Raw genomic sequence first — 20427 nt, 5'->3', positions numbered from 1 at the left:
AGATTATGAAAAATAATTCAATTCGTACAGTAGTTGCGACAGGTATTGGTGCAGCACTCTTTATTATCATTGGTATGTTTGTTAATATTCCTATTTTTGGGAATACCAGCATCCAACTTCAGTATGCTGTTCAAGCACTATTCTCAGTGATTTTTGGGCCTATTACAGGTTTCTTTATGGGCTTTATTGGGCATGCGCTTAAAGATGGTATTCAATACGGAAATATCTCATGGGCTTGGGTGTTTGCAAGTGCCATTACAGGTCTTGTAATTGGTCTATTCAACAAAAAATATGATGTGACAACTGGCAAGTTTTCTTTGATGAGTATGATTTGGTTTAACCTAGCACAAGCATTGGCCCTCCTTATTGCCTATGGTATCGTTACTCCTATTGGTGATAGACTCCAATTCGCACAAGCCTGGTCATATCTTTATGCACAAAGTTTTGTAGCTGGCGTAGCTAACTTTATTACAATTGCAATCGGAGGAACCCTCCTTCTTGCAATCTATGCTGGCTCACGTACACAATCTGGTAGTCTTACCAAAGACTAGCATGAATCATAGGAGAGTGGGACTGTCAGTTTGCTTTGATACCTCCTCTCTTTTTTAGTAGAAACATGGATAAATACATTAGTTTTAATCAGTTTACATTTCAATATGATGCGCAAGCAGAAGCGACGCTTAAAGATATCAGCTTTGATATTGTCAAAGGCGAGAAAGTGCTCATTTTAGGCCCTTCTGGTAGCGGAAAGTCTACCCTGGCTCAGTGTCTCAATGGTATCATACCTAATATTCATAAAGGTCAGGCAAAAGGCCAGGTGAGGATAGATGGTCAGGATATTTTCAAGCAATCTATCTATGATAAGTCACAGTTGGTATCTACGGTATTGCAGGATCCAGATGGTCAGTTTATTGGCCTAACAGTAGCCGAGGATTTGGCTTTTGCCTTGGAGAATGATTGTGCTAATCAAAGTGAGATGAAGGATAAGGTAGCTCTCTGGGCTGAACGTCTAGACTTGACTTCTATTTTGAATCACCGCCCTCAAGACTTATCAGGTGGCCAAAAACAACGAGTTAGTTTGGCTGGAGTCTTGATTGATGAGAGTCCTATTCTTTTATTTGATGAGCCTCTAGCAAATTTAGATCCTAAATCAGGACAGGAAACCATTGACCTCATTGATAAAATCCACAAAGAGGTGGGAGCTACAACAATTATTATTGAGCATCGCCTAGAAGATGTTCTTTATCGTCCTGTTGACCGGATTTTACTGGTCAATGATGGCACCCTCCTCTTTAACGGTAGCCCAGATGAGCTTTTATCAAGTACTCTCTTACTGGAAAATGGAATTCGCGAACCTCTATATGTGACGGTTTTACGTCAGTTGGGATTTGACACAAGAGATGCACAAAATCTTAGTCAATTGGATGCTTTAGACTTATCTGGCCTTGTTCTGCCAGATAGAGTTTTGAAAGATAAAAGAGACAGTTCAAGTGATTCTATTTTGAAGGTTGAGGGGCTTAGCGTTTCCTATGGGGATAATCCAGCGATTATAGAGGATATGTCTTTTAGCTTGAAAAAAGGTGAGCGACTAGCGATTGTCGGTAAAAATGGAGCTGGAAAGTCGACGCTTGCCAAAGCTCTATGCGGTTTTGTCCCTAGTCAAGGGAAATTAACTTACGAGGGTCAGGATATCAGTCAGGATAGCATCGCCGAGCGTTCAGAGCGTATAGGCTTTGTTTTGCAAAATCCTAATCAGATGATTAGCCAAACTATGATTTTTGATGAAGTGGCTCTTGGTTTACGCTTGCGAGGGATTGAAGAAACTGAGGTTGAAGAGCGTGTTCATGAGGTCCTGAAGACTTGTGGTCTCTATAGTTTTCGTAAATGGCCCATTTCTGCGCTTTCCTTTGGTCAGAAAAAGCGTGTGACCATTGCGTCTATCTTGGTCTTGAAACCTGAAATCATTATCTTGGATGAGCCAACAGCTGGTCAAGATTACAAGACTTACACAGATATCATGAATTTCTTGGACAGTCTTCAGAAGCAAGGCCATACCATTGTGATGATTACCCATGACATGCAGCTCATGTTGGAATATAGTGATCGTTGTCTCGTTGTGGTTGAGGGGAAAATCATTGCAGACGATAATCCTGTTACAATTCTTAATCAGAAGGATTTACTTGAGTCAGCTAATCTCAAGCAGACATCTCTTTATACTTTGGGTCAGAAATTGTCAAGTGATCCAGTAGAAGTAACCCAGTATTATATCGAAAAAGGAGGCCCTAATGTCTAATCGTTTAATTGGTTATCAGTCAGGTCAAGGTTTCCTCTATGATTTGTCTGGGGCAAGTAAGATGCTTTTCTTTATCTTGGTTTCAGTTGCTTGTATGGCAACCTATGACCCACGTTTTATTCTAGCAGTAGGCTTACTTTCTATTTATCTCTTTTATTTGGCCAAGATTCGTTGGCGAGATATTTCTTTCGTTGTTAAGATTATTGGATCGATTGCTCTCTTTAATTTACTTATGGTCTACCTTTTCGCACCTGGTTATGGTGAAGAAATTTACGGGGCTAAGAAAGTTCTTATTGAAGGTTGGGGGCGTTTCTATCTAACCAGTCAGGAGCTTTTTTACCTTGCAAATCTATTGCTCAAGTATTTTTCAACGGTCCCTCTTGCCATTCTTTTTCTTATGACCACTCATCCGAGTCAGTTTGCGGCTAGCCTGAATCAAATTGGGGTTCCTTATAAATTTGCCTATTCCGTGAGTTTAACCTTGCGTTATATTCCAGATGTTCAAGAAGAATTCTTTACGATTCGTCAGGCTCAGGAGGCTCGTGGTTTGGATTTGTCGCAAAAGGCGGGATTGGTCAAACGCATTCGCGGGAATCTCCAAATTGTTCTTCCACTAATTTTTTCATCTCTCGAACGAATTGATACCATATCGACAGCCATGGAGTTACGACGATTTGGTCGCTACAAAAAACGTACATGGTATGTTCATAAATCTTTGATGAAACAAGATTACCTTGTCATCCTATCAGCTATCGTTATATTGGGGATTAGTATTGGATTAATTTTCTTCAATCATGGTCGTTTTTATAATCCATGGGGATAATGTTCTTAGCATAGAGAGAATCTGCCATTAAGCATAATAAAAAACGTTCCCGTCTTGTCCAGATGAACGAGATTGGAACGTTTTTTTGTTATTTCAAATAGCCTAAATAATCAAATTTTTCTAGTGTCCGATTGTCGGCGACAACTAGGATGATTCCTTCGTCAGGTAGTTTCTTACTTGGGTCAAAGTGAGTGTTCAACTTGCCATTTTGCTCATCTCTAAAACCAATAACGTTGACGTTATAATTTTGTCTTAGATTTAATGTATGCAAAGACTTTCCAGCCCATTCTTTTGGAATTTTAAGTTCAATTAAAGCCACGTCGTCCTCTAAATGAAAAATATTTGAAATGTTATAACGGAGGATGTTTGAAGCTAATTCTTTTGCTGTGCTACGCTCAGGAGTGATGACCCAGTTGGCCCCCATTCCGTAAAGGACTTCCTCATAATTGTTATTCATAGCTTTAGCAATAATATTTGTAATGCCAAGTTTTTTACATTGCAGGAGCGCCAGTGCAGAAGATTCTAAGTGTTCTCCAGTTGCAATAATGACCGTATCGCAAGTATCAATACCAGCAGAACGTAGAAAGTCAATGTCAGTAATGTCACCAACAGCGGCCTTAGTCACCTGATCAGCAAGGGAATCAATTGTTGTAGAGTTATTATCTAAGGCAATAACGTCTTGTCCAAAAGAGGAGAGTTCGGTTGCAATGGTTTGTCCAAAGATTCCCAAACCGAGGACCCCAATAATTTGTGTTTTCATATAAAATCCTTTCAGAATATTGTCAATGAATAAAATTGTTTAGCCAACTGAAATATCAGTTGGGGCATAAGAGACATGCTTTTCTTTTTTTGTCATCAAGCTCAAGAGAACAGTGATAGGTCCAACACGGCCAATGAACATCAGAGACATGATAACGAGTCGTCCTAGAGTATTTAGATTAGGGGTCAAATCCATTGAAACACCAACGGTAGCAATGGCTGACACACTCTCAAAAAGTAGGCCTAGGGGCGATAGTGTAGGATTAGTCTCCAGCAAAATAACATAGCCGACAAAGAGCATTGTTAGGAAAAAGAGGATAACTGTGAATGCTTGCAAAACAGTCTTATTAGATATAATACGATTTCGAAAAACAACGCTCGAGTTACCAGATAGCTCTGACTTAAAAAGCAGGAACATGATAGTGGCAGTTGTCACCTTGATACCACCCGCAGTTCCTCCAGGACCACCCCCAATAATCATTTGAATCATAAAAAGAAGATTTGTGGAGAAATCGACATTGGTATAGGAAATAGTTGCAAAGCCAGCGGTACGCATGGTTACAGTCTGAAAGAAACTCACCAGAAGTTGTTGCCAGACATTGAGAGTACCGATTGTCTTAGAGTTATCCATTTCCAGTAACCAAGCAAGTAGTGTTCCTCCCAAGAGGAGACAGCCTGTACTTATAAGAACAAGACGGCTTTGATTGCTGAAAGGTCTACAAGCTAATTTCCAATTCCTTGGACAATCTTTAATATAACGTCGCAATAGTTGAATCAAATCAATCCAAACTGCAAATCCCAAACTTCCAGACATAATGAGAAAAGCTACAGCAAGGTTAATGGTTGGATTGGTTGCATAATCCTGTAAACTGTTAGAACCTAAGTTGTCAAATCCAGCATTACAAAAGGCAGAGACAGCTAGAAAGAGACTATTAAAAATGCCGTGACCAAGTCCAAAACGAGGAATGAAATCAGTCATAATCACAAGTGCTGCCAAAACTTCAATAGAAAAAGTAATTTTATAGACCTTAAAAAGATAAGCTTTCAAATCTTTTTGGTTATCCCTGCTAAGTGCGGATTGAAGGAGATCTTGATCACTCAGTCCTAATTTATTTTTCAGGGTATAGGTGCTAAAGGCTATAAGAGAGACGAGCCCAAGTCCTCCCGTCTGCATGAGAAGCATAGAGAAAATTTGACCGAGACCATTGTATGCCTTACTGACCGGGACAACAGAAAGTCCAGTTACACAGACCATTGACACAGTATTGAAGAGATGATCCAGGTAGCTTGTTTCTGGACTATTAGCATAGTGGCTTATGGGAAGGCTAAGTAAAATACTTCCCACTATAATGACAAAGACAAAGCTGAGCACCAGCTTTTGCGTGACAGTAAGACGATTGATCAATGAAAACCTCCGAGTTATCATAAGAGTAAATAATAATCCAAGGAGTAAGACACCTCCTTGGATAAACGTTATAGCGGCTTCTTGTTAGGAATTCCAGCACGACGTGGGTACTTATTTGGGGTTTCTTTTTTCTTATCGACAATAGTGACATTACGTCCATCCCCATTTGGCAGTCTGTAGTTCTCGTTGAGAATAGGCTTGGCAAAAAGCGAGTTCAAGGCATTTTTAGCATCGGCTAACTCTTCATCAGCTGCTGCAGCTTTAAGTGCAATAAGTTGTCCACCAACCTTCAAAAAAGGAATGGTCAATTCTGAGAGAACCTGCATGCGTGCGACGGCACGGGCAGTAACAATATCAAACTGAGCACGGAAGGCCTTGTCTTGTCCAAAATCCTCTGCACGTCCATGATGGAAGTGAACACCGCTGAGCTCAAGTTCATCAGCCAAGAGATTGAGGAAATTGATGCGTTTATTAAGAGAGTCGATGATAGTCACATCAAGCTCAGGGCAAAGGATTTTCATAGGGAGACTTGGAAATCCAGCTCCAGCTCCGATATCCAGAAGTCGAATACTTTGATTTTTAATATGCCCTTGAAGCACAGGAGCTAGGGAATCGTAGAAATGTTTGAGGTAGACCTCGTCTCTTTCTGTGATTGCAGTAAGGTTGATCTTTTCGTTCCATTCTACCAAAAGCTCAAAGTAGCGTTGGAATTGGTCTTTTTGTTTTTGGCTGAGATCGAACCCCAGTTCTTTCAAAGCCTTGTAAAAATCTTCAGGTGTCATTATATATTCCTTTTATCTAGTTTCAATGCTCTTATTTTACCATAATTAAGAGCTTTCATCTAACTCTATAGGACAGATGGAAACTGGGTCTGATTAAGTTTCTCATTAGCTTTGAAAAAAGTTCTAAGTTTAAGAAATATGTAATATTAAAGGTGTTATTTTTTCTTAAAAATTTGATATAATAATAATTAAGTCTAAAATCATAATCATGCTCTCTAATGAAAAGTAAATGTAGGGGATTATGGTCTTGTGGATTGAAAATAGATCCCTATGGGGAAATTTAATTTGAGGATTAAGAATGATTTATCTTTCAGAAGTTAGAAAGTCTCCAGAGGGGCTCGCCTTTACCGAAGCACCTTCTTTGTTGGAGTCTATTAAAGAACGCTATGATCAAGTTCTAAATCTTGAACAGATTCAAGCAAGTGGTCAGGTAGCCTATGATAATGGCTTGTACCTTTTGGACTATCAACTTAGCTATGATATTACCTTGCCATCTAGCCGTTCACTTGAACCTGTGACACTTAGCTTTAACTATCCGGTTTCAGAAACCTTTATACAAGAGGCAGATGCAGCTCTTCAAAAGGAATTAGTCGAAGAAAATCTAGTTCTTATCTTGGATGGGGATACCATTAATCTTGATGAGAGTATTCTAGATAATATTCTTCTTAATATTCCTTTGAGAGTATTAACACCTGAGGAAGAATCAGGACAAATTTCGCTCTCAGGTAATGACTGGGAAGTCTTGTCAGAAGAGGATTTTGCCGCACTTCAACAGGAGAAAAAAGAGGCAAGTAATCCCTTTGCCCAATTGAACGGTCTATTTGACGAAAATTAATTCAAAAAAATAAACTAAAAATGTTTGACAATTTTAAAAATCTGTATTATTATATCATTAGAAGTTAATTTTCGGATTTATTTATAGGGTAAATCTACAGACTTTTTAAGGGAAATAGAAGTCAAAAAATTTTAAGAAAGTGGTAAATACTTATTATGAGCAAACGCATTTTGATTGTTGAAGATGAGAAAAACCTTGCTCGTTTTGTCTCTCTTGAACTTCAACACGAAGGATACGACGTTGTGACAGCAGACAACGGACGTGAAGGACTTGAAATGGCACTCGAGAAAGATTTTGATCTTATTCTCTTGGACCTTATGTTGCCTGAGATGGACGGTTTTGAAGTAACACGTCGTCTCCAACAAGAAAAAGATACTTATATTATGATGATGACAGCCCGCGATTCAATCATGGACATTGTTGCTGGTTTGGACCGTGGTGCTGATGACTATATTGTAAAACCTTTTGCGATTGAAGAACTATTGGCACGTATTCGTGCAACCTTCCGTCGCCAAGATATCGAAGCTGCTAAGAATGCACCAGCTAAAGCGTCAACTTATCGTGATTTGAAATTGGATGTTCAAAACCGTACAGTTGTTCGTGGTGATGAAGCAATTCCATTGACAAAACGTGAGTTTGATTTGTTGAACACACTTTTGAGCAATATGAACCAAGTGATGACCCGTGAGGAACTCTTGCTTCAAGTTTGGAAATATGATGATGCAATCGAAACAAACGTTGTAGACGTTTATATTCGTTACTTGCGTGGAAAAATCGATGTTCCAGGTAAGGAATCATACATTCAAACAGTGCGAGGAATGGGTTACGTTATCCGTGAAAAATGAGTAAATTACAAGATAAATTATTTGGTAAAGTAACCATTAGAAAAAAGTTGACCATGACAACTGCTGTGGTCTTCTTTCTTGTATTGTCGATGTTCACTCTGGTTGTTGTTTTCTCGGCCAATACGCTTCTTTTGCAACGTGAACGTCAAAATGTAAATAACACAATTTCGAAAGTTGTTACTTATATCGAAAAGGACTGGGATTCTGATGAAGAGTTGAGTCCAGAACCGCTTTTAGCGGCCCTTTATTCGCCTAAAAATATCTATGCATCAATCATTAATGGTGTGCTTTCTGAAAAGCACTCTTTGGATGGTCAAGTTGCAATTTCTAATAAATTATTTTCTAACCAATCTGTTTTTGTTTATGACAAAAAGGGAACGTTTATCTTTACTTCTGAGGAAAACACAGACTCTCCTCCAGGCATGTCTGAAGTAAACAAACTGAAGTCAGTGTCCTATAAAGGAAAGCGTGGTTTCTTACTACAAGTTCCAATTTACGGTAAGGATAAAAAGACCATCGTTGGTTATGCCCAGATTTTCCATGATTTGGAATTCTACTATGCTCTGAAAGAGCGTTTGATTTTCTTATTGATTTTCCTAGAAGTGGGGATGACGGTCCTAGTTATCGCAGCAACTGTGGTTGTCTTGACATCTATTCTTCGTCCGATGAGACAGTTGCACGAAACGATGGGAGTTATCACCGATTCGCCAAGTGATTTGGAACTTCGTTCTAAGATTGAAAGTCACGATGAAATTGGTGATTTGGCGGTTAACTTTAACCGTATGATGGATAAAATCCAAGAAAATAATCAGATGCAGATGCGTTTCTTGAGTGACGTCAGTCATGAATTACGTACGCCGATTGCGGTTATCAAGGGCCATATGGACCTCTTGCAACGTTGGGGTAAAAATGACCCTGAGATTCTTGAGGAGAGTCTTGAGGCTGCAAGTCACGAGGCCAACCGTATGACGATTATGATTAATGATATGTTGGATTCTATCCGTGTCAAAGGATCATTTGAAAATCATAGAAATGATACGTGTGATTTGAATTCTTCAATCCGTACGGTTATTGGTAACTTCCGTGTCTTGCATGAAGATTACCAATTCTATCTCAATGATTTTGAGAGCTCAGAGCGTCCAGCACAAATTTACAGCCAACACTTTGAACAGGCTATTACTATTTTGATTGATAATGCGGTTAAGTATTCTCCTGTTAACAAGGAAATCCAGGTTACAATTAAGGCTCTGGAAGATGAAATGTTGGTACAAGTACAAGATAATGGTGAAGGGATTTCTAAAGAAGATATTGAGCATATCTTTGAACGCTTCTATCGTTCAGATAAGGCACGTAATCGTACGACAACACAATCTGGTGTTGGTATTGGTTTGTCAATCCTTTACCAAATTGTGGAAGCTTATCGCTGCCGTATCAATGTTAGTTCTGAACTTGGTGTTGGAACACGTTTCGACCTTTACATTCCATTTGCGGATGGAGAAACGACGATACCTCAACTTGAGCTTTAAATCAATTTATAAGAGTCTTAGAGTGATTCTTGGTCGTGAGCACGCCTCGTTTAGGGCGTGCTTTTTATGTGTTTTTATGGTAAAATAGAGTACCGAATTTCAAAGATTGGTGGTGAAGTGCATGCGTTGTCCAAAATGTCAACATAATAAATCTAGTGTTATCGATAGCCGTCAGGCAGAGGATGGGAATACCATTCGTCGTCGTCGTGAGTGTGATTCTTGTCATGCTCGTTTTACAACTTTTGAGCGTGTGGAAGAAGTTCCACTTTTGGTTGTCAAAAAAGACGGTACTCGTGAACAATTCTCTCGCGATAAGATTTTTAATGGTATCTTGATGAGTGCTCAGAAGCGTCCGGTTTCTAGTGAGGATATCGAAAATGCCATCACCCGTATTGAGCAAAATATTCGCCGTAACCATGATGGAGAGGTTGATAGTGATGTCATTGGGAATTTAGTGATGAAAGAACTCGCTGACCTTGATGAAATTACTTATGTACGTTTTGCTAGTGTCTACCGTTCTTTCAAAGATGTTGATGAGATTGAAGAGTTACTTCAAGAAATCACCAAGACTGTACGTGCGAAAAAAGAGTCTAAAAAATGAGACCTATTGAAGAATTTGTCTATGTTGGTAATCAGGTTATCGTTCCCGATCAGGCAAGTTTAATGCGTTGCTATTATCCCATTATTGGGAGTGAAGGATACGCTCTCTACCAGTATTTCGTGGCTTTTTATGACAATGGTAATCGCCGCCATAAGTTTGCGGCTATTCTGAATCACCTTAACTTTGGAATGCAGCCCCTTCAAGAAGCACTGGCGGTTCTGACAGCAGTAGATCTCTTGGCCTTTTACCAGTCACCTCAAGGGTTTTATGTGATAGAGCTTAAGTCTCCCTTAACAATTGAGCAGTTTCTTAAACATGCTGTTTATAGTTCACTTCTCGAGCAAAAGATTAGTGAACCAGCAGTAGACGCTTTGAAACCGGCAGGTCTCCAAGGATTGCAAGATTTATCTAAACGTTTTTCGGATGTCTTTACCGATGAGCGTTTGGCTCAAAAGTCTGTGTCTGAAATCAAGCCTAAAAATTCATTTGATTTAACTAGTTTTAGGAATCGGATGCAGGCCGATGGTCTTGTCTTTACAGATGAAAAGACAGATGTGCCGGAAATATATAAATTGTCTGAGACTCATGGCATGAATTGGTATGATACCTATCTCTTAGCTAAAAAGACAGCCGTCAACCATCAGATTATTGTCAAGCGTATGCAGGTGCAATTAGAGCAGGCTCAAGCTCAAACATTAGGTGGTGACTCTGCTTTGACGGAGACTGAAGAAAAGATTCTTAAAGCGGTTAGGTCCGAAAAGCCTATAGATTACTTACAAGGTGCCAAAGGTCCAAGCGGGACTGTTACTAATTCTGAGAAGCAGATTCTCAAGGATTTGGCACAAAGAGGCTTTATGGATGAGGTCATTAACCTCATGGTTGCCTACAGTTTGGGACGGACACGTTCGACGAATGTGAATCGAGAGTATATCTCTAAACTTGCTAACGACTTTGACTTTAAGAATATCCTCACTGCCGAACAAGGGCTTTTAGCTTTGCGTAGTGGTTACAACAAGAAATCACAACAAGCAAAAGCTGATTCTAAGAAGAAAACAAATGTGCCGAGCTGGAGTAATCCAGATTATGATAATCAAACCAGTCAGGCTGATCAGGCTAAATTGGATGAAATTAGACGTCGGGCTTTGGCAAAACTAGAAAAAGGAAAGGAGTAGCCTATGGAAAGAGTTGGACAAACCCTAAACCGAACAGGGCATCATGGGTCTGGCAATGCAACAGATTTAACGAAGCAAATTTTGGCGGATCCAAGAGTGGCTAGCTTTATTCAAGAGCATAGCCTAAGCCAGAATGAAATCAAACGTAGTCTTCCTAAGTTTAATCAATTCCTGGTGGAATGCCGTAAGGTCAAAGAAGGTGATGCCTCCTATATTGCCAAAGGGTATGAGCCGATTCTGACCATGAATGAAGGCTACGCTGATGTGACCTATAAGGAGACGCGTCAGCTCAAAGAGCAACAAGAACAACAGGCTATCGCTAAACGGATTAATTTGGTGAGTCTGCCTCAGTCTTATCGTAAGATTACCTTTGCGGATATTGCTCTAGATGATGTGGCGCGTGTGGATACCTTTGAGAGTCTCGTGGATTTTGTGGCGAATTACCCTAGTCCAGACCAGAAAGGCCTCTACATCTACGGAGACATGGGGGTTGGAAAATCCTTCATGTTGGCTGCTATGGCTCATGAACTTTCCGAAACCAAGAAGGTTGCGACGACCATTATTCATTACCCATCTTTTACCATTGATGTTAAAAATGGAATTAAGGACGGTTCTGTCAAGGAACAAATAGACGCTGTCAAACAAGCAGAAGTTTTGGTTCTAGATGATATTGGTGCAGAGCAATTCTCTTCTTGGATAAGGGATGATGTTTTGCAAGTCATCCTCCAGCATCGTATGATTGAAGAGCTGCCTACTTTCTTTACGTCTAACTATAGTTTTGCGGATTTAGAAGCTAAGCTATCCAATGGACGTCAAGGAGACGAGACTTGGCAGGCCAAACGTGTGATGGAGCGTATTCGTTTTCTTGCCAAAGAGGTTCACTTGAAGGGTGTTAATCGCCGCTAAGTTGAATCTCATAATGATAAAGAATAAGAGAGTTTGCTTCCCTTGGTGGAAGTGAGACTGCTAAATGAAGAAAGGAATCCCTATTTTAATCAGGGACTTAAACATATGACATTACCTACAGTTGCTATCGTGGGTCGCCCAAATGTTGGGAAATCGACCCTATTTAACCGAATTGCGGGTGAACGTATCTCTATCGTCGAAGACGTTGAAGGGGTAACACGTGACCGTATTTATACCTCTGCTGAATGGCTTAATCGCCAGTTTAGCATGATTGATACTGGTGGTATCGATGATGTTGATGCCCCATTCATGGAACAGATTAAGCACCAAGCCGACATCGCCATGACTGAAGCTGATGTTATTGTCTTTGTCGTTTCAGGTAAGGAAGGCGTGACAGATGCGGATGAGTACGTTGCTCGTATTCTTTATAAGACCAACAAGCCAGTTATTTTGGCGGTAAATAAAGTGGATAACCCTGAGATGCGTGCAGATATCTATGATTTCTATTCTCTTGGTCTTGGTGATCCCTATCCAGTTTCATCTGTTCACGGTATCGGTACAGGGGATGTTCTCGACGCTATCGTTGAAAACCTCCCAACAGAAGTTGAAGAAGAAAATCCAGATATCATCCGTTTCAGTTTGATTGGACGTCCAAACGTCGGAAAATCAAGTTTGATTAACGCCATTTTGGGGGAGGAGCGTGTAATTGCTAGCCCAATTGCTGGTACGACTCGCGATGCCATTGATACAAACTTTGTGGACAGTGAAGGTCAAGAGTATACCATGATTGACACCGCTGGTATGCGTAAATCTGGTAAGGTTTATGAAAATACAGAGAAATACTCTGTCATGCGTTCTATGCGTGCTATTGACCGTTCTGATGTTGTCCTTATGGTTATAAATGCCGAAGAAGGTATCCGTGAGTATGACAAGCGTATTGCTGGTTTTGCCCATGAAGCTGGTAAAGGGATTATCATCGTAGTTAACAAATGGGATACGATTAAGAAGGACAACCATACTGTTGCCAACTGGGAAGCGGATATCCGTGAGCAGTTCCAATTTTTGAGCTATGCACCAATTATCTTTGTATCGGCTGAAACTAAACAACGTCTTAACAAGTTGCCAGAGATGATTAAACGTATCAGTGAGAGTCAAAACCGTCGTATTTCATCGGCTGTCTTGAATGATGTTATCATGGATGCCATTGCCATCAACCCAACACCAACTGACAAAGGAAAACGCCTTAAGATTTTCTACGGCACACAAGTTTCGGTTAAACCACCAACATTTGTTATCTTTGTCAATGAAGAAGAGCTTATGCACTTCTCATACATGCGTTTCTTGGAAAATCAAATTCGTCAGGCCTTTGGTTTTGAAGGAACACCAATCCACTTGATTGCTCGTAAACGTAAATAAAAAAGAGACCAACCAGAATAGAATCTTTATGGGTTGGTCTTTTGTCATTGTAAGGAGAAAATGATGTTAGAAAATATTAAAGCTTATTTATCTAAACAAGGGGTTAAGTATATCAAACCTGAAAAAGCGGGTCCGCATCAAGAAGAGATGGAAGTGCTCAAGGCACTTGGTCAAGCAGCTCGTAAGGAAATGCAGACTTTAGCAAAACTTCTAGAGGAGCGTTTGGCACCCTTTAAGATGGATCGTGTCAGTAATTGGGCCAATCAGGCACAAATATGTCGCCCACTCTTTTGGTGCTATTATAGGGCCCCTGAGGACAGTTTAGACGATGTTGCCATGGCGATTCGCCTTTATGGTCAGCCTGAAAAATGGGGGATTTCAGTTGAGGTTAGCTTTGTCGAACGGAAAAAGTCAGACACCACTCTAGCTAAGCAACATAAGGTCCTAGACTTACCGATTGCCCCTTCTCTATACTATTTTGCCCAGGAAGATGGTGTCAGCCATCGTGTGGAAGGAACTGAAGAGAATCGTCAGATGCTTAAAGCAGCAGTTAGAGATGGTCGTATCCGCAAGGTATTGGTTAAGTATGATGTGGTAGTGACTACTAGTAAAACTATGGAAGAGTTAGTAGAAGAGCTTGCTGATGGATTTGATAAGTTGAAAGCCTATTATGAGAAAGCTAATAAAAACTAAAAAATCTCCAGGTTCTTTCTGGAGATTTTCCTTGTTATTTTGGTGCAATTACTTCAGCACCGCCCATATAAGGACGAAGAACTTCAGGGATAGTTACTGAACCATCTTCGTTTTGGTAGTTTTCAAGGATAGCAGCTACTGTACGTCCAACAGCAAGTCCTGAACCATTAAGAGTGTGAAGAAGTTTTACTTTACCATCAGCTTCGTCACGATAGCGGATTTGTGCACGACGGGCTTGGAAATCTTCTGTGTTTGAACATGAAGAAATTTCGCGGTAAGTGTTTTGTGCTGGAATCCAAACTTCCAAGTCGTAGGTTTTAGCAGCTGAGAATCCCATATCGCCAGTACATAAAGTGATGACACGGTATGGTAAGTTAAGTTTTTGAAGGATATTTTCAGCGTTAACTACCATTTTTTCCAATTCATCGTATGAGCTTTCTGGTTTTGAGAATTTGACCATTTCAACCTTGTGGAATTGGTGAAGACGGATCAATCCACGTGTATCACGACCAGCTGAACCAGCTTCTGAACGGAATGAAGGGCTCATGGCTGTGAAGTAGATTGGCAATTCTTTACCATCAAGAATTTCACCGCGGTAGTAGTTTGTCAAAGGAACTTCAGCGGTTGGGATAAGGACATAGTCAGTACCGTCAAGCTCGAAAGTATCTTCCTTGAATTTTGGATATTGACCAGTACCGAACATTGAGTCGTGGTTAACCATGTAAGGTGTGATCATTTCAGTGTAGCCTTCTTTAGCGTGCTCATCCAACATAAAGTTGTAAATCGCACGTTCCAATTTTGCTCCAAGTCCTTTGTAGAAAAGGAAGCGAGAACCAGTGACTTTAGCACCACGTTCCCAATCTAGGATACCAAGGTCTTCCCCAAGATCCCAGTGAGCTTTAACTTCAAAATCAAAGTCACGAGGTGTTCCCCAACGGCGAACTTCTACGTTTTCGTCTTCGTCAGCACCTACTGGAACAGAGTCGTTTGGTGTATTTGGAAGTGTCACAACGATGGCATTAAGCTTTTCATCGATAGCAGCAAGTTCGGCATCAATTTCCTTAATTTCTGCAGAAACTTTTTGCATGGCTGCAATTTGTTCTGAAGCATCTTCTTTGTTACGTTTAGCTTGAGCGATACCATCTGAAGCGATATTACGTTGAGCTTTGAGTTCTTCAGATTTGATAAGAAGCTCACGGCGTTTAACATCAAGCTCTTTAAGTTCATTTAAAGTTTCAGCAGCAACCCCACGTGTAGCCAATTTTTCGGCAAGGGCATCGAAGTCGTTACGAATACGTTTTACATCTAACATAAGTTCCTCCAAAAAGTAAAACACTCCAGTGAAAGTGTTGGAGTGACATGAGCCACGGTTCCATCCAACTTCACAGGAGTGCACTTGTTTATGTTTTTAATTATTAGAAACGGTAGAATTTCGTAGGTTAACCCTACCTGCTCGCAGCAACCGCAGGCTTTCTGAAAGGATCTAGCTAGTACTTATCCGTCTGTTATATTATACAAAAATTATGATTTTTTGGCAAATAAACCTTTGAGTCGAGTGCCGATAGTTTGAATGAGAGTTGGTAACTTGACGACTTTTTCATTACCAAGATGTTCCCTAGCAATCTTTAGAATCTTTCCAGAATCTTTAGAAGCAAAGAGGAATTTGCTCTTGTCTGTCAAAACCTCAAAGTGGCGACTAATTCTTTTTCCGGAGACATTCGCACCGATTTGAGTGATGCTTGTCCATGGGATTTGAATGTATTGCTCGACATTGACATCTGGGTAGAATTCAAGAGCCACATCTCCTATTAGAAACTTACCGACTTTACCTCCGATAGCCATGTAGGAAACGCCTGTTGTATGCAGTTCAACTGTTTTGTTTAATGATTGTGCCATATCTATCTCGCTTTTCGATTGTAGTACTTTTATTATAGCATAAGAAAAGAGTTCAGCTTGGCTAAACTCTTACCCTTTTTATTACATAATTTTGAAGAAGCTTGCAATGATACCAACTACAAAGAGTCCAATAATGATTGTGATTGGTGAAACTTTCTTCTTAAGCAACCACATACATGCAAAAGTAAGGAGAAGTCCCATCAAACCTGGAATCAATGAATCCAATTGTTTTTGAAGGGTATCAACTTGAATCTTATCGAAGCTAAGTTTGTCATTAACTTGGCCGAGGATAGTCTTAAGTTGGTCACCATTGACATTGCCTTTAGGCCATTCGATATAGGCACCTTTAGACAAAACTTTACCTGGGAGGTTTACAGTGAAGACGATAGATACCCAACGTTCAACAAGGACAGCCAAGATGAACATACCAAGGATTGATGCCCCTTTAGTAATATCTTTCAAGATACCACCAGACATGTCTTTAGTGATTTCTGAACCTGCTTTGTAACCAAGTTCTTGAGTGTACCACAAGAAGGCCATACGGATAAGGTTCCAACCGATGAAGAAGATAAGTGGACCAGCGATGTTACCAGCTTGTGCCAATGATGCACCAAGGGCACCAAGGATAGGACGAACTGTGAACCAGAAAACAGGGTCACCGATACCGGCAAGAGGTCCCATCATACCGATTTTAACCCCTTGGATAGCAGCATCTTCGATGTCAGTACCGTTAGCTTTTTCTTCTTCAAGAGCCAAGGTAACACCCATGATAGGAGCAGCTACGTAAGGGTGGGTATTGAAGAATTCCAAGTGACGTTTAAGAGCTGCGGCTTGGTCTTCTTTGTTAGTGTAGAGTTTTTTGATAGCAGGAATGAGTGAGTAAGCCCAACCCAAGTTTTGCATACGTTCATAGTTCCATGAACCTTGCAAGAATTGTGAGCGCCACCAAACCTTTTTACGATCCGCTTGAGATAATTGAATTTTTTCAGCCATGAGAGCACCCCTTCCTAGTAGTCTTCCAAGATATCGCCGATTGGGTCGCCTGAACCAGTTGAAGTTCCGCCACCATTTCCGCCACCTTGTTTAGAAAGGTTGAGGTAGATGAAGGCAATAGCGACACCGATAGCACCAAGAGCGATAAGTGTCAATTGGCTAATAGCAGCAAAAGCAAAACCGATGGCGAAGAATGGCCAAACTTCACGAGTTGCCATCATGTTGATAACCATGGCGTAACCAACGGCTACGACCATACCACCACCGACAACCATACCGTGGTTGAGCCAGTCAGGCATCAATCCAAGAGCATGTTGAACAGATTCTGCTGGGATAGCAAGAAGAAGGGCAGCTGGCACAGCGATACGCAAACCTTGAAGAAGGAGGGCGAGGTAGTGTGCACGTTCAACACCAGCGATGTTTCCGCTTTCTGCTGCTTTATCTGCAGCGTGAACAAGGGCAACAGATGCTGTACGAACAAGCATAGTTAGGAAGAGACCGGCAACCGCAAGTGGGATAGCTGTTGCAGTCGCAACACCGATACCTTCAGTTGTGAAGTTACCACCTTTAACCAAAATAATGGCAGCAGCAACAGAGGCAAGGGCAGCGTCAGGAGCGACAGCGGCACCGATATTAGCCCAAGCAAGGGCAATCATTTGAAGAGAACCACCAAGCATGATACCTGCAGTGAGGTTACCTGTAGCAGCACCGATGAGGGTACATGCAACAAGTGGTTGGTGGAATTGGAATTGGTCAAGGATACCTTCAAGACCAGCAAGGAAGGCAACAACTACGACCAAAATTGCAGAAATAATTGACATATCTGACATGGTAATAATTCCTTTTCTATTGAGTTGTGATTAGCTGAGATGATCAACTAATTTATCCGAATGAAGGTTATTGAACGTTAGCTTTTTTGATAAGGTCGAACAAATCTTTCTTAGAATCATTTGGTACCTTACGGACGTCGAATTCAACGCCAAGGTCACGCAATTTTTCGAAGCAAGCAACATCGTCTTTGTCCATAGACAAAACGTTGTTAACCATTGTTTTACCAGTTGAGTGAGCCATAGAACCAACGTTAAGTTCTTTGATTGGCACGCCACCTTCGATAGCACGAAGTGCGTCTTGAACAGTTTCGAACAAGATAAGCGCGTGTGTGTTACCAAAGCGAGGGTCCTTAGAAGCATCAATCAATTTTTGAATTGGAACAACGTTTGCTTTAACCCCATTTGGTGCTGCTTGTTTGATCAATTCTTTACGAAGCTCATCTTTAGCAACGTCATCTGAAGCAACAATGATACGGTCTGCTTTAGAAGCAGGTGTCCAGTTAGTTGCTACCTGACCATGCAAGAGACGTGTGTCCAAACGTGCCAAGTTAATCTTGAGTTTACCATCTCCGATAACTGTCCCTTCTGGGATAGCTCCTTGAGGTGCAGCAGCTTCTACAGGAGCTGCTGTTGTTTCCTCAGCTGGATTAAGTTCCTCTGGAAGTGCCTTGATACCACCCTTAGCTTCCTTGATGATATTAGCAGCAACTTGCTCTGCAGTAGCGTTAGCATCCATCATACGTTCAGTGTATGCTTGGATTAGCATTGGCAAGTTAAGTCCTGTGATGATAGCAATCTTGCGATCTGGATTTTCTCCAGCAATTCGGCTAGCTTGGTTAAATGGTGAACCAGACCAAAGGTCAGCCAAAACAAGAATTTCATCATCAGCATCGAATTGTGCAATGGCGTCGTTGAAGTGAGCGTACAAGTCATCAGGACCTTCACTTGGCATGAAAGTTACGACTTGAACTTTCTCTTGGTCTCCAAAAATCATAGAGCCTGATTGGTGGATCCCTTCAGCGAACTTACCATGGCTGGCAATAATAATACCGATACCCATTCGTGTTCTCCTCCTTATAAATTATTATTTCCTAGGCTTAAAAAGACTATCTCCGATTTTTTTCAAGACGCTAAAAAAAGCGTCTCTCAATCTTTTTAAACATAAGAAATCAAGAACAATTATATTGTAAAACGCTTTCACGTAAATGTCAATAGCTAGTGAGATAAAATTTCAAAAGAAGTCAATTTCTTTCAAAAATGAGCAAAATATTATAAAAAGATTGCCCAACTATTAGATTGGACAATCTTTTTATAATATTCGGAGATTATTTCTTCTTGACAATGAGTCGGAAAAGATTCTTAAAGCCTTGTTTGAGAACAACGATGAAGCTAGGTGCTTTTCTTAAACTTTCTCGAGGAATTCTTTTTTGAATTTCTTTCAAAGTTATTCGGCTTTTTCGACTGGCAAAACGGAAACGTCCATTTTGCTTAGTACGGATTTCAAAGCGTGGGATGAATTTACCACCGAAGTAGACATCGGCAATCACATAAGTGATTTCATCCCAAGGAATTTGAACGTAGTCTTGTAACTTCGTATCATTGTAAAATTCGAAAGCCTTATCTCCGACCATGATATTTCCGTAAATAGGCCCTTCACGAAACCAAGTTCCCTTAGTTGTGTGAGCCATTTCGGTATTGAGCGATTTAACCATACCTTGCTCCGATTAGAGTACACCAATAATGTGGAGCACAATAGCTAGAACAAAGATACCCAAAATGATAACGATTGGAGAAACTTTTCTCTTAAGAAGGTACATACAGAGGAAAGTCAAACCAAGGGCAGCAAGACCAGGAATCAATTGGTTCAAGTTATCTTGCAAGGTTGTTACCTTGTTGGCTTCGAGTGATTTACCAGCAGCTTGTTCTAGGAAGGCTGCTTTAACACCGGCAATACCTTTTGGAAGTTTATCCCAATCGATATAAGCACCTTCTTGTTGTTTAACAACAGAGACAACTGGTGTGAAGGTAATGCTTACCCAACGTTGGATAAGAGAACCGATAACGAACATCCCCATCATTGATGCGCCACGAGTTACTTGTTGGAGAAGGTTACCTGACAAGTCGTCTGTAATCGCAGTACCAGCACGGTAACCAAATTCTTGAGTATACCATTTAACAGCGGCAACCATAACGTTCCAGAGAACGAAGAAGACGATTGGGCCTAGGACGTTACCTGAAACAGCCAAACCTGCTCCTAGTGAAAGGAAGATTGGACGAAGGGTAAACCAGAAGAGAGGGTCACCGGCACCTGCAAGAGGTCCCATCATACCGACCTTAACCCCTGAGATAGCCGCATCATCGATCTCAGCACCGTTGGCACGTTCTTCTTCCAAGGCAAGCGTAACCCCAAAGATTGGGTTGGCCATGAAAGGTTGTGTATTGAAGAATTCCAAGTGACGCTTAAGCGCAGCAGCACGGTCTTCTTTAGTTTGATAAAGTTTTTTGATTGCAGGAATAAGGGTGTAAGCCACACCACCATTTTGCATACGTTCATAGTTGAATGAAGCTAAAAGGAAGTATGAGCGCAAGAAAGCTTTGAAACGATCTGCTTTTGTTAATTTAATTTTTGAATCAGCCATTTTCTTTCCTCCT

21 protein-coding genes are annotated in these 20427 nt (G+C 40.8%); 11 read left to right on the top strand and 10 right to left on the bottom strand.

Annotated elements, in window-relative coordinates; genetic code table 11:
* Positions 1–5: 5 nt before the first annotated feature.
* From AX662_RS08450 to AX662_RS08440, 3 genes are all read left to right on the top strand, one after another.
* On the top strand, positions 6–551 hold the full coding sequence (locus AX662_RS08450) for an ECF-type riboflavin transporter substrate-binding protein (RefSeq protein ID WP_002889953.1): 546 nt from the start codon (positions 6–8) through the stop codon (positions 549–551).
* Positions 552–616: 65 nt separating this feature from the next.
* A complete protein-coding gene (locus tag AX662_RS08445; protein ID WP_060972169.1) occupies positions 617–2293 on the top strand; it encodes an ABC transporter ATP-binding protein in 1677 nt (558 codons plus the stop codon).
* Positions 2286–3116: an energy-coupling factor transporter transmembrane component T family protein gene (locus AX662_RS08440; protein WP_060972168.1), complete on the top strand. Its 831-nt coding sequence runs from the start codon at positions 2286–2288 to the stop codon at positions 3114–3116. Before AX662_RS08445 ends, AX662_RS08440 begins: the two co-directional genes overlap by 8 nt.
* 88 nt (positions 3117–3204) lie before the next feature.
* On the opposite strand, the gene AX662_RS08435 is transcribed toward AX662_RS08440, so the two are convergent.
* From AX662_RS08435 to rsmG, 3 genes are all read right to left on the bottom strand, one after another.
* Entirely contained in the window at positions 3205–3876 is a 672-nt protein-coding gene (locus AX662_RS08435) for a potassium channel family protein (protein WP_002883759.1), read from the bottom strand.
* 39 nt (positions 3877–3915) lie between these two features.
* Positions 3916–5280: a TrkH family potassium uptake protein gene (locus AX662_RS08430; RefSeq protein WP_079119914.1), complete on the bottom strand. Its 1365-nt coding sequence runs from the start codon at positions 5278–5280 to the stop codon at positions 3916–3918.
* Positions 5281–5348: 68 nt separating this feature from the next.
* Positions 5349–6062, bottom strand: coding sequence for a 16S rRNA (guanine(527)-N(7))-methyltransferase RsmG (rsmG, locus tag AX662_RS08425; RefSeq protein WP_060972166.1), 714 nt, complete (start codon positions 6060–6062; stop codon positions 5349–5351).
* Between the two features lie 298 nt (positions 6063–6360).
* On the opposite strand from rsmG, the gene AX662_RS08420 reads away from it, so the two are divergent.
* The 8 genes from AX662_RS08420 (at position 6361) to AX662_RS08385 (ending at position 14056) form a co-directional block, all read left to right on the top strand.
* Positions 6361–6897, top strand: coding sequence for a DUF177 domain-containing protein (locus AX662_RS08420; RefSeq protein ID WP_037600313.1), 537 nt, complete (start codon positions 6361–6363; stop codon positions 6895–6897).
* A gap of 155 nt (positions 6898–7052) precedes the next feature.
* The gene (locus AX662_RS08415) at positions 7053–7742 is read left to right on the top strand and encodes a response regulator transcription factor (protein WP_002883757.1); all 690 of its coding nucleotides are present in this window, start codon (positions 7053–7055) and stop codon (positions 7740–7742) included.
* Complete coding sequence (locus AX662_RS08410; protein WP_060972165.1) at positions 7739–9268, top strand: HAMP domain-containing sensor histidine kinase; 1530 nt, start codon at positions 7739–7741, stop codon at positions 9266–9268. The genes AX662_RS08415 and AX662_RS08410 overlap by 4 nt, the downstream gene beginning before the upstream one ends.
* 121 nt (positions 9269–9389) lie before the next feature.
* Positions 9390–9869 (top strand): transcriptional regulator NrdR, encoded by a 480-nt coding sequence (gene nrdR, locus AX662_RS08405; RefSeq protein WP_002883820.1) that lies wholly within the window; start codon positions 9390–9392, stop codon positions 9867–9869.
* Entirely contained in the window at positions 9866–11041 is a 1176-nt protein-coding gene (locus tag AX662_RS08400; RefSeq protein ID WP_060972164.1) for a DnaD domain protein, read from the top strand. The genes nrdR and AX662_RS08400 overlap by 4 nt, the downstream gene beginning before the upstream one ends.
* Positions 11042–11044: 3 nt before the next feature.
* A complete protein-coding gene (dnaI, locus tag AX662_RS08395; protein WP_060972163.1) occupies positions 11045–11947 on the top strand; it encodes a primosomal protein DnaI in 903 nt (300 codons plus the stop codon).
* Positions 11948–12052: 105 nt separating this feature from the next.
* A complete protein-coding gene (der, locus tag AX662_RS08390; RefSeq protein ID WP_060972162.1) occupies positions 12053–13363 on the top strand; it encodes a ribosome biogenesis GTPase Der in 1311 nt (436 codons plus the stop codon).
* A gap of 63 nt (positions 13364–13426) precedes the next feature.
* Positions 13427–14056 (top strand): hypothetical protein, encoded by a 630-nt coding sequence (locus AX662_RS08385; RefSeq protein ID WP_060972161.1) that lies wholly within the window; start codon positions 13427–13429, stop codon positions 14054–14056.
* A 34-nt stretch (positions 14057–14090) separates the two neighbouring features.
* Here AX662_RS08385 and serS read toward each other — a convergent pair whose 3' ends face one another.
* The 7 genes from serS to AX662_RS08350 all read right to left on the bottom strand — a co-directional run bounded on the left by serS (position 14091) and on the right by AX662_RS08350 (position 20414).
* Complete coding sequence (gene serS, locus AX662_RS08380) at positions 14091–15368, bottom strand: serine--tRNA ligase (protein ID WP_037597435.1); 1278 nt, start codon at positions 15366–15368, stop codon at positions 14091–14093.
* A 209-nt stretch (positions 15369–15577) separates the two neighbouring features.
* Positions 15578–15952: a DUF956 family protein gene (locus AX662_RS08375; protein WP_060972160.1), complete on the bottom strand. Its 375-nt coding sequence runs from the start codon at positions 15950–15952 to the stop codon at positions 15578–15580.
* Positions 15953–16033: 81 nt separating this feature from the next.
* Positions 16034–16945, bottom strand: a complete 912-nt coding sequence (locus AX662_RS08370; RefSeq protein ID WP_060972159.1) for a PTS system mannose/fructose/sorbose family transporter subunit IID — start codon at positions 16943–16945, stop codon at positions 16034–16036.
* Positions 16946–16959: 14 nt separating this feature from the next.
* On the bottom strand, positions 16960–17775 hold the full coding sequence (locus AX662_RS08365; RefSeq protein ID WP_048790689.1) for a PTS mannose/fructose/sorbose transporter subunit IIC: 816 nt from the start codon (positions 17773–17775) through the stop codon (positions 16960–16962).
* 67 nt (positions 17776–17842) lie between these two features.
* Positions 17843–18835: a PTS sugar transporter subunit IIB gene (locus AX662_RS08360; protein ID WP_002883770.1), complete on the bottom strand. Its 993-nt coding sequence runs from the start codon at positions 18833–18835 to the stop codon at positions 17843–17845.
* 265 nt (positions 18836–19100) lie between these two features.
* Complete coding sequence (locus AX662_RS08355; protein WP_014633902.1) at positions 19101–19487, bottom strand: DUF956 family protein; 387 nt, start codon at positions 19485–19487, stop codon at positions 19101–19103.
* Between the two features lie 12 nt (positions 19488–19499).
* Positions 19500–20414 (bottom strand): PTS system mannose/fructose/sorbose family transporter subunit IID, encoded by a 915-nt coding sequence (locus AX662_RS08350; protein WP_014633903.1) that lies wholly within the window; start codon positions 20412–20414, stop codon positions 19500–19502.
* Positions 20415–20427: the final 13 nt, after the last annotated feature.

This window comes from Streptococcus sp. CCH5-D3, assembly GCF_001556435.1.
Taxonomy (GTDB): Bacteria; Bacillota; Bacilli; order Lactobacillales; family Streptococcaceae; genus Streptococcus.
Note: the sequence above shows the minus strand (reverse complement) of the source record. Positions and strands in the feature narration are given on the sequence as shown.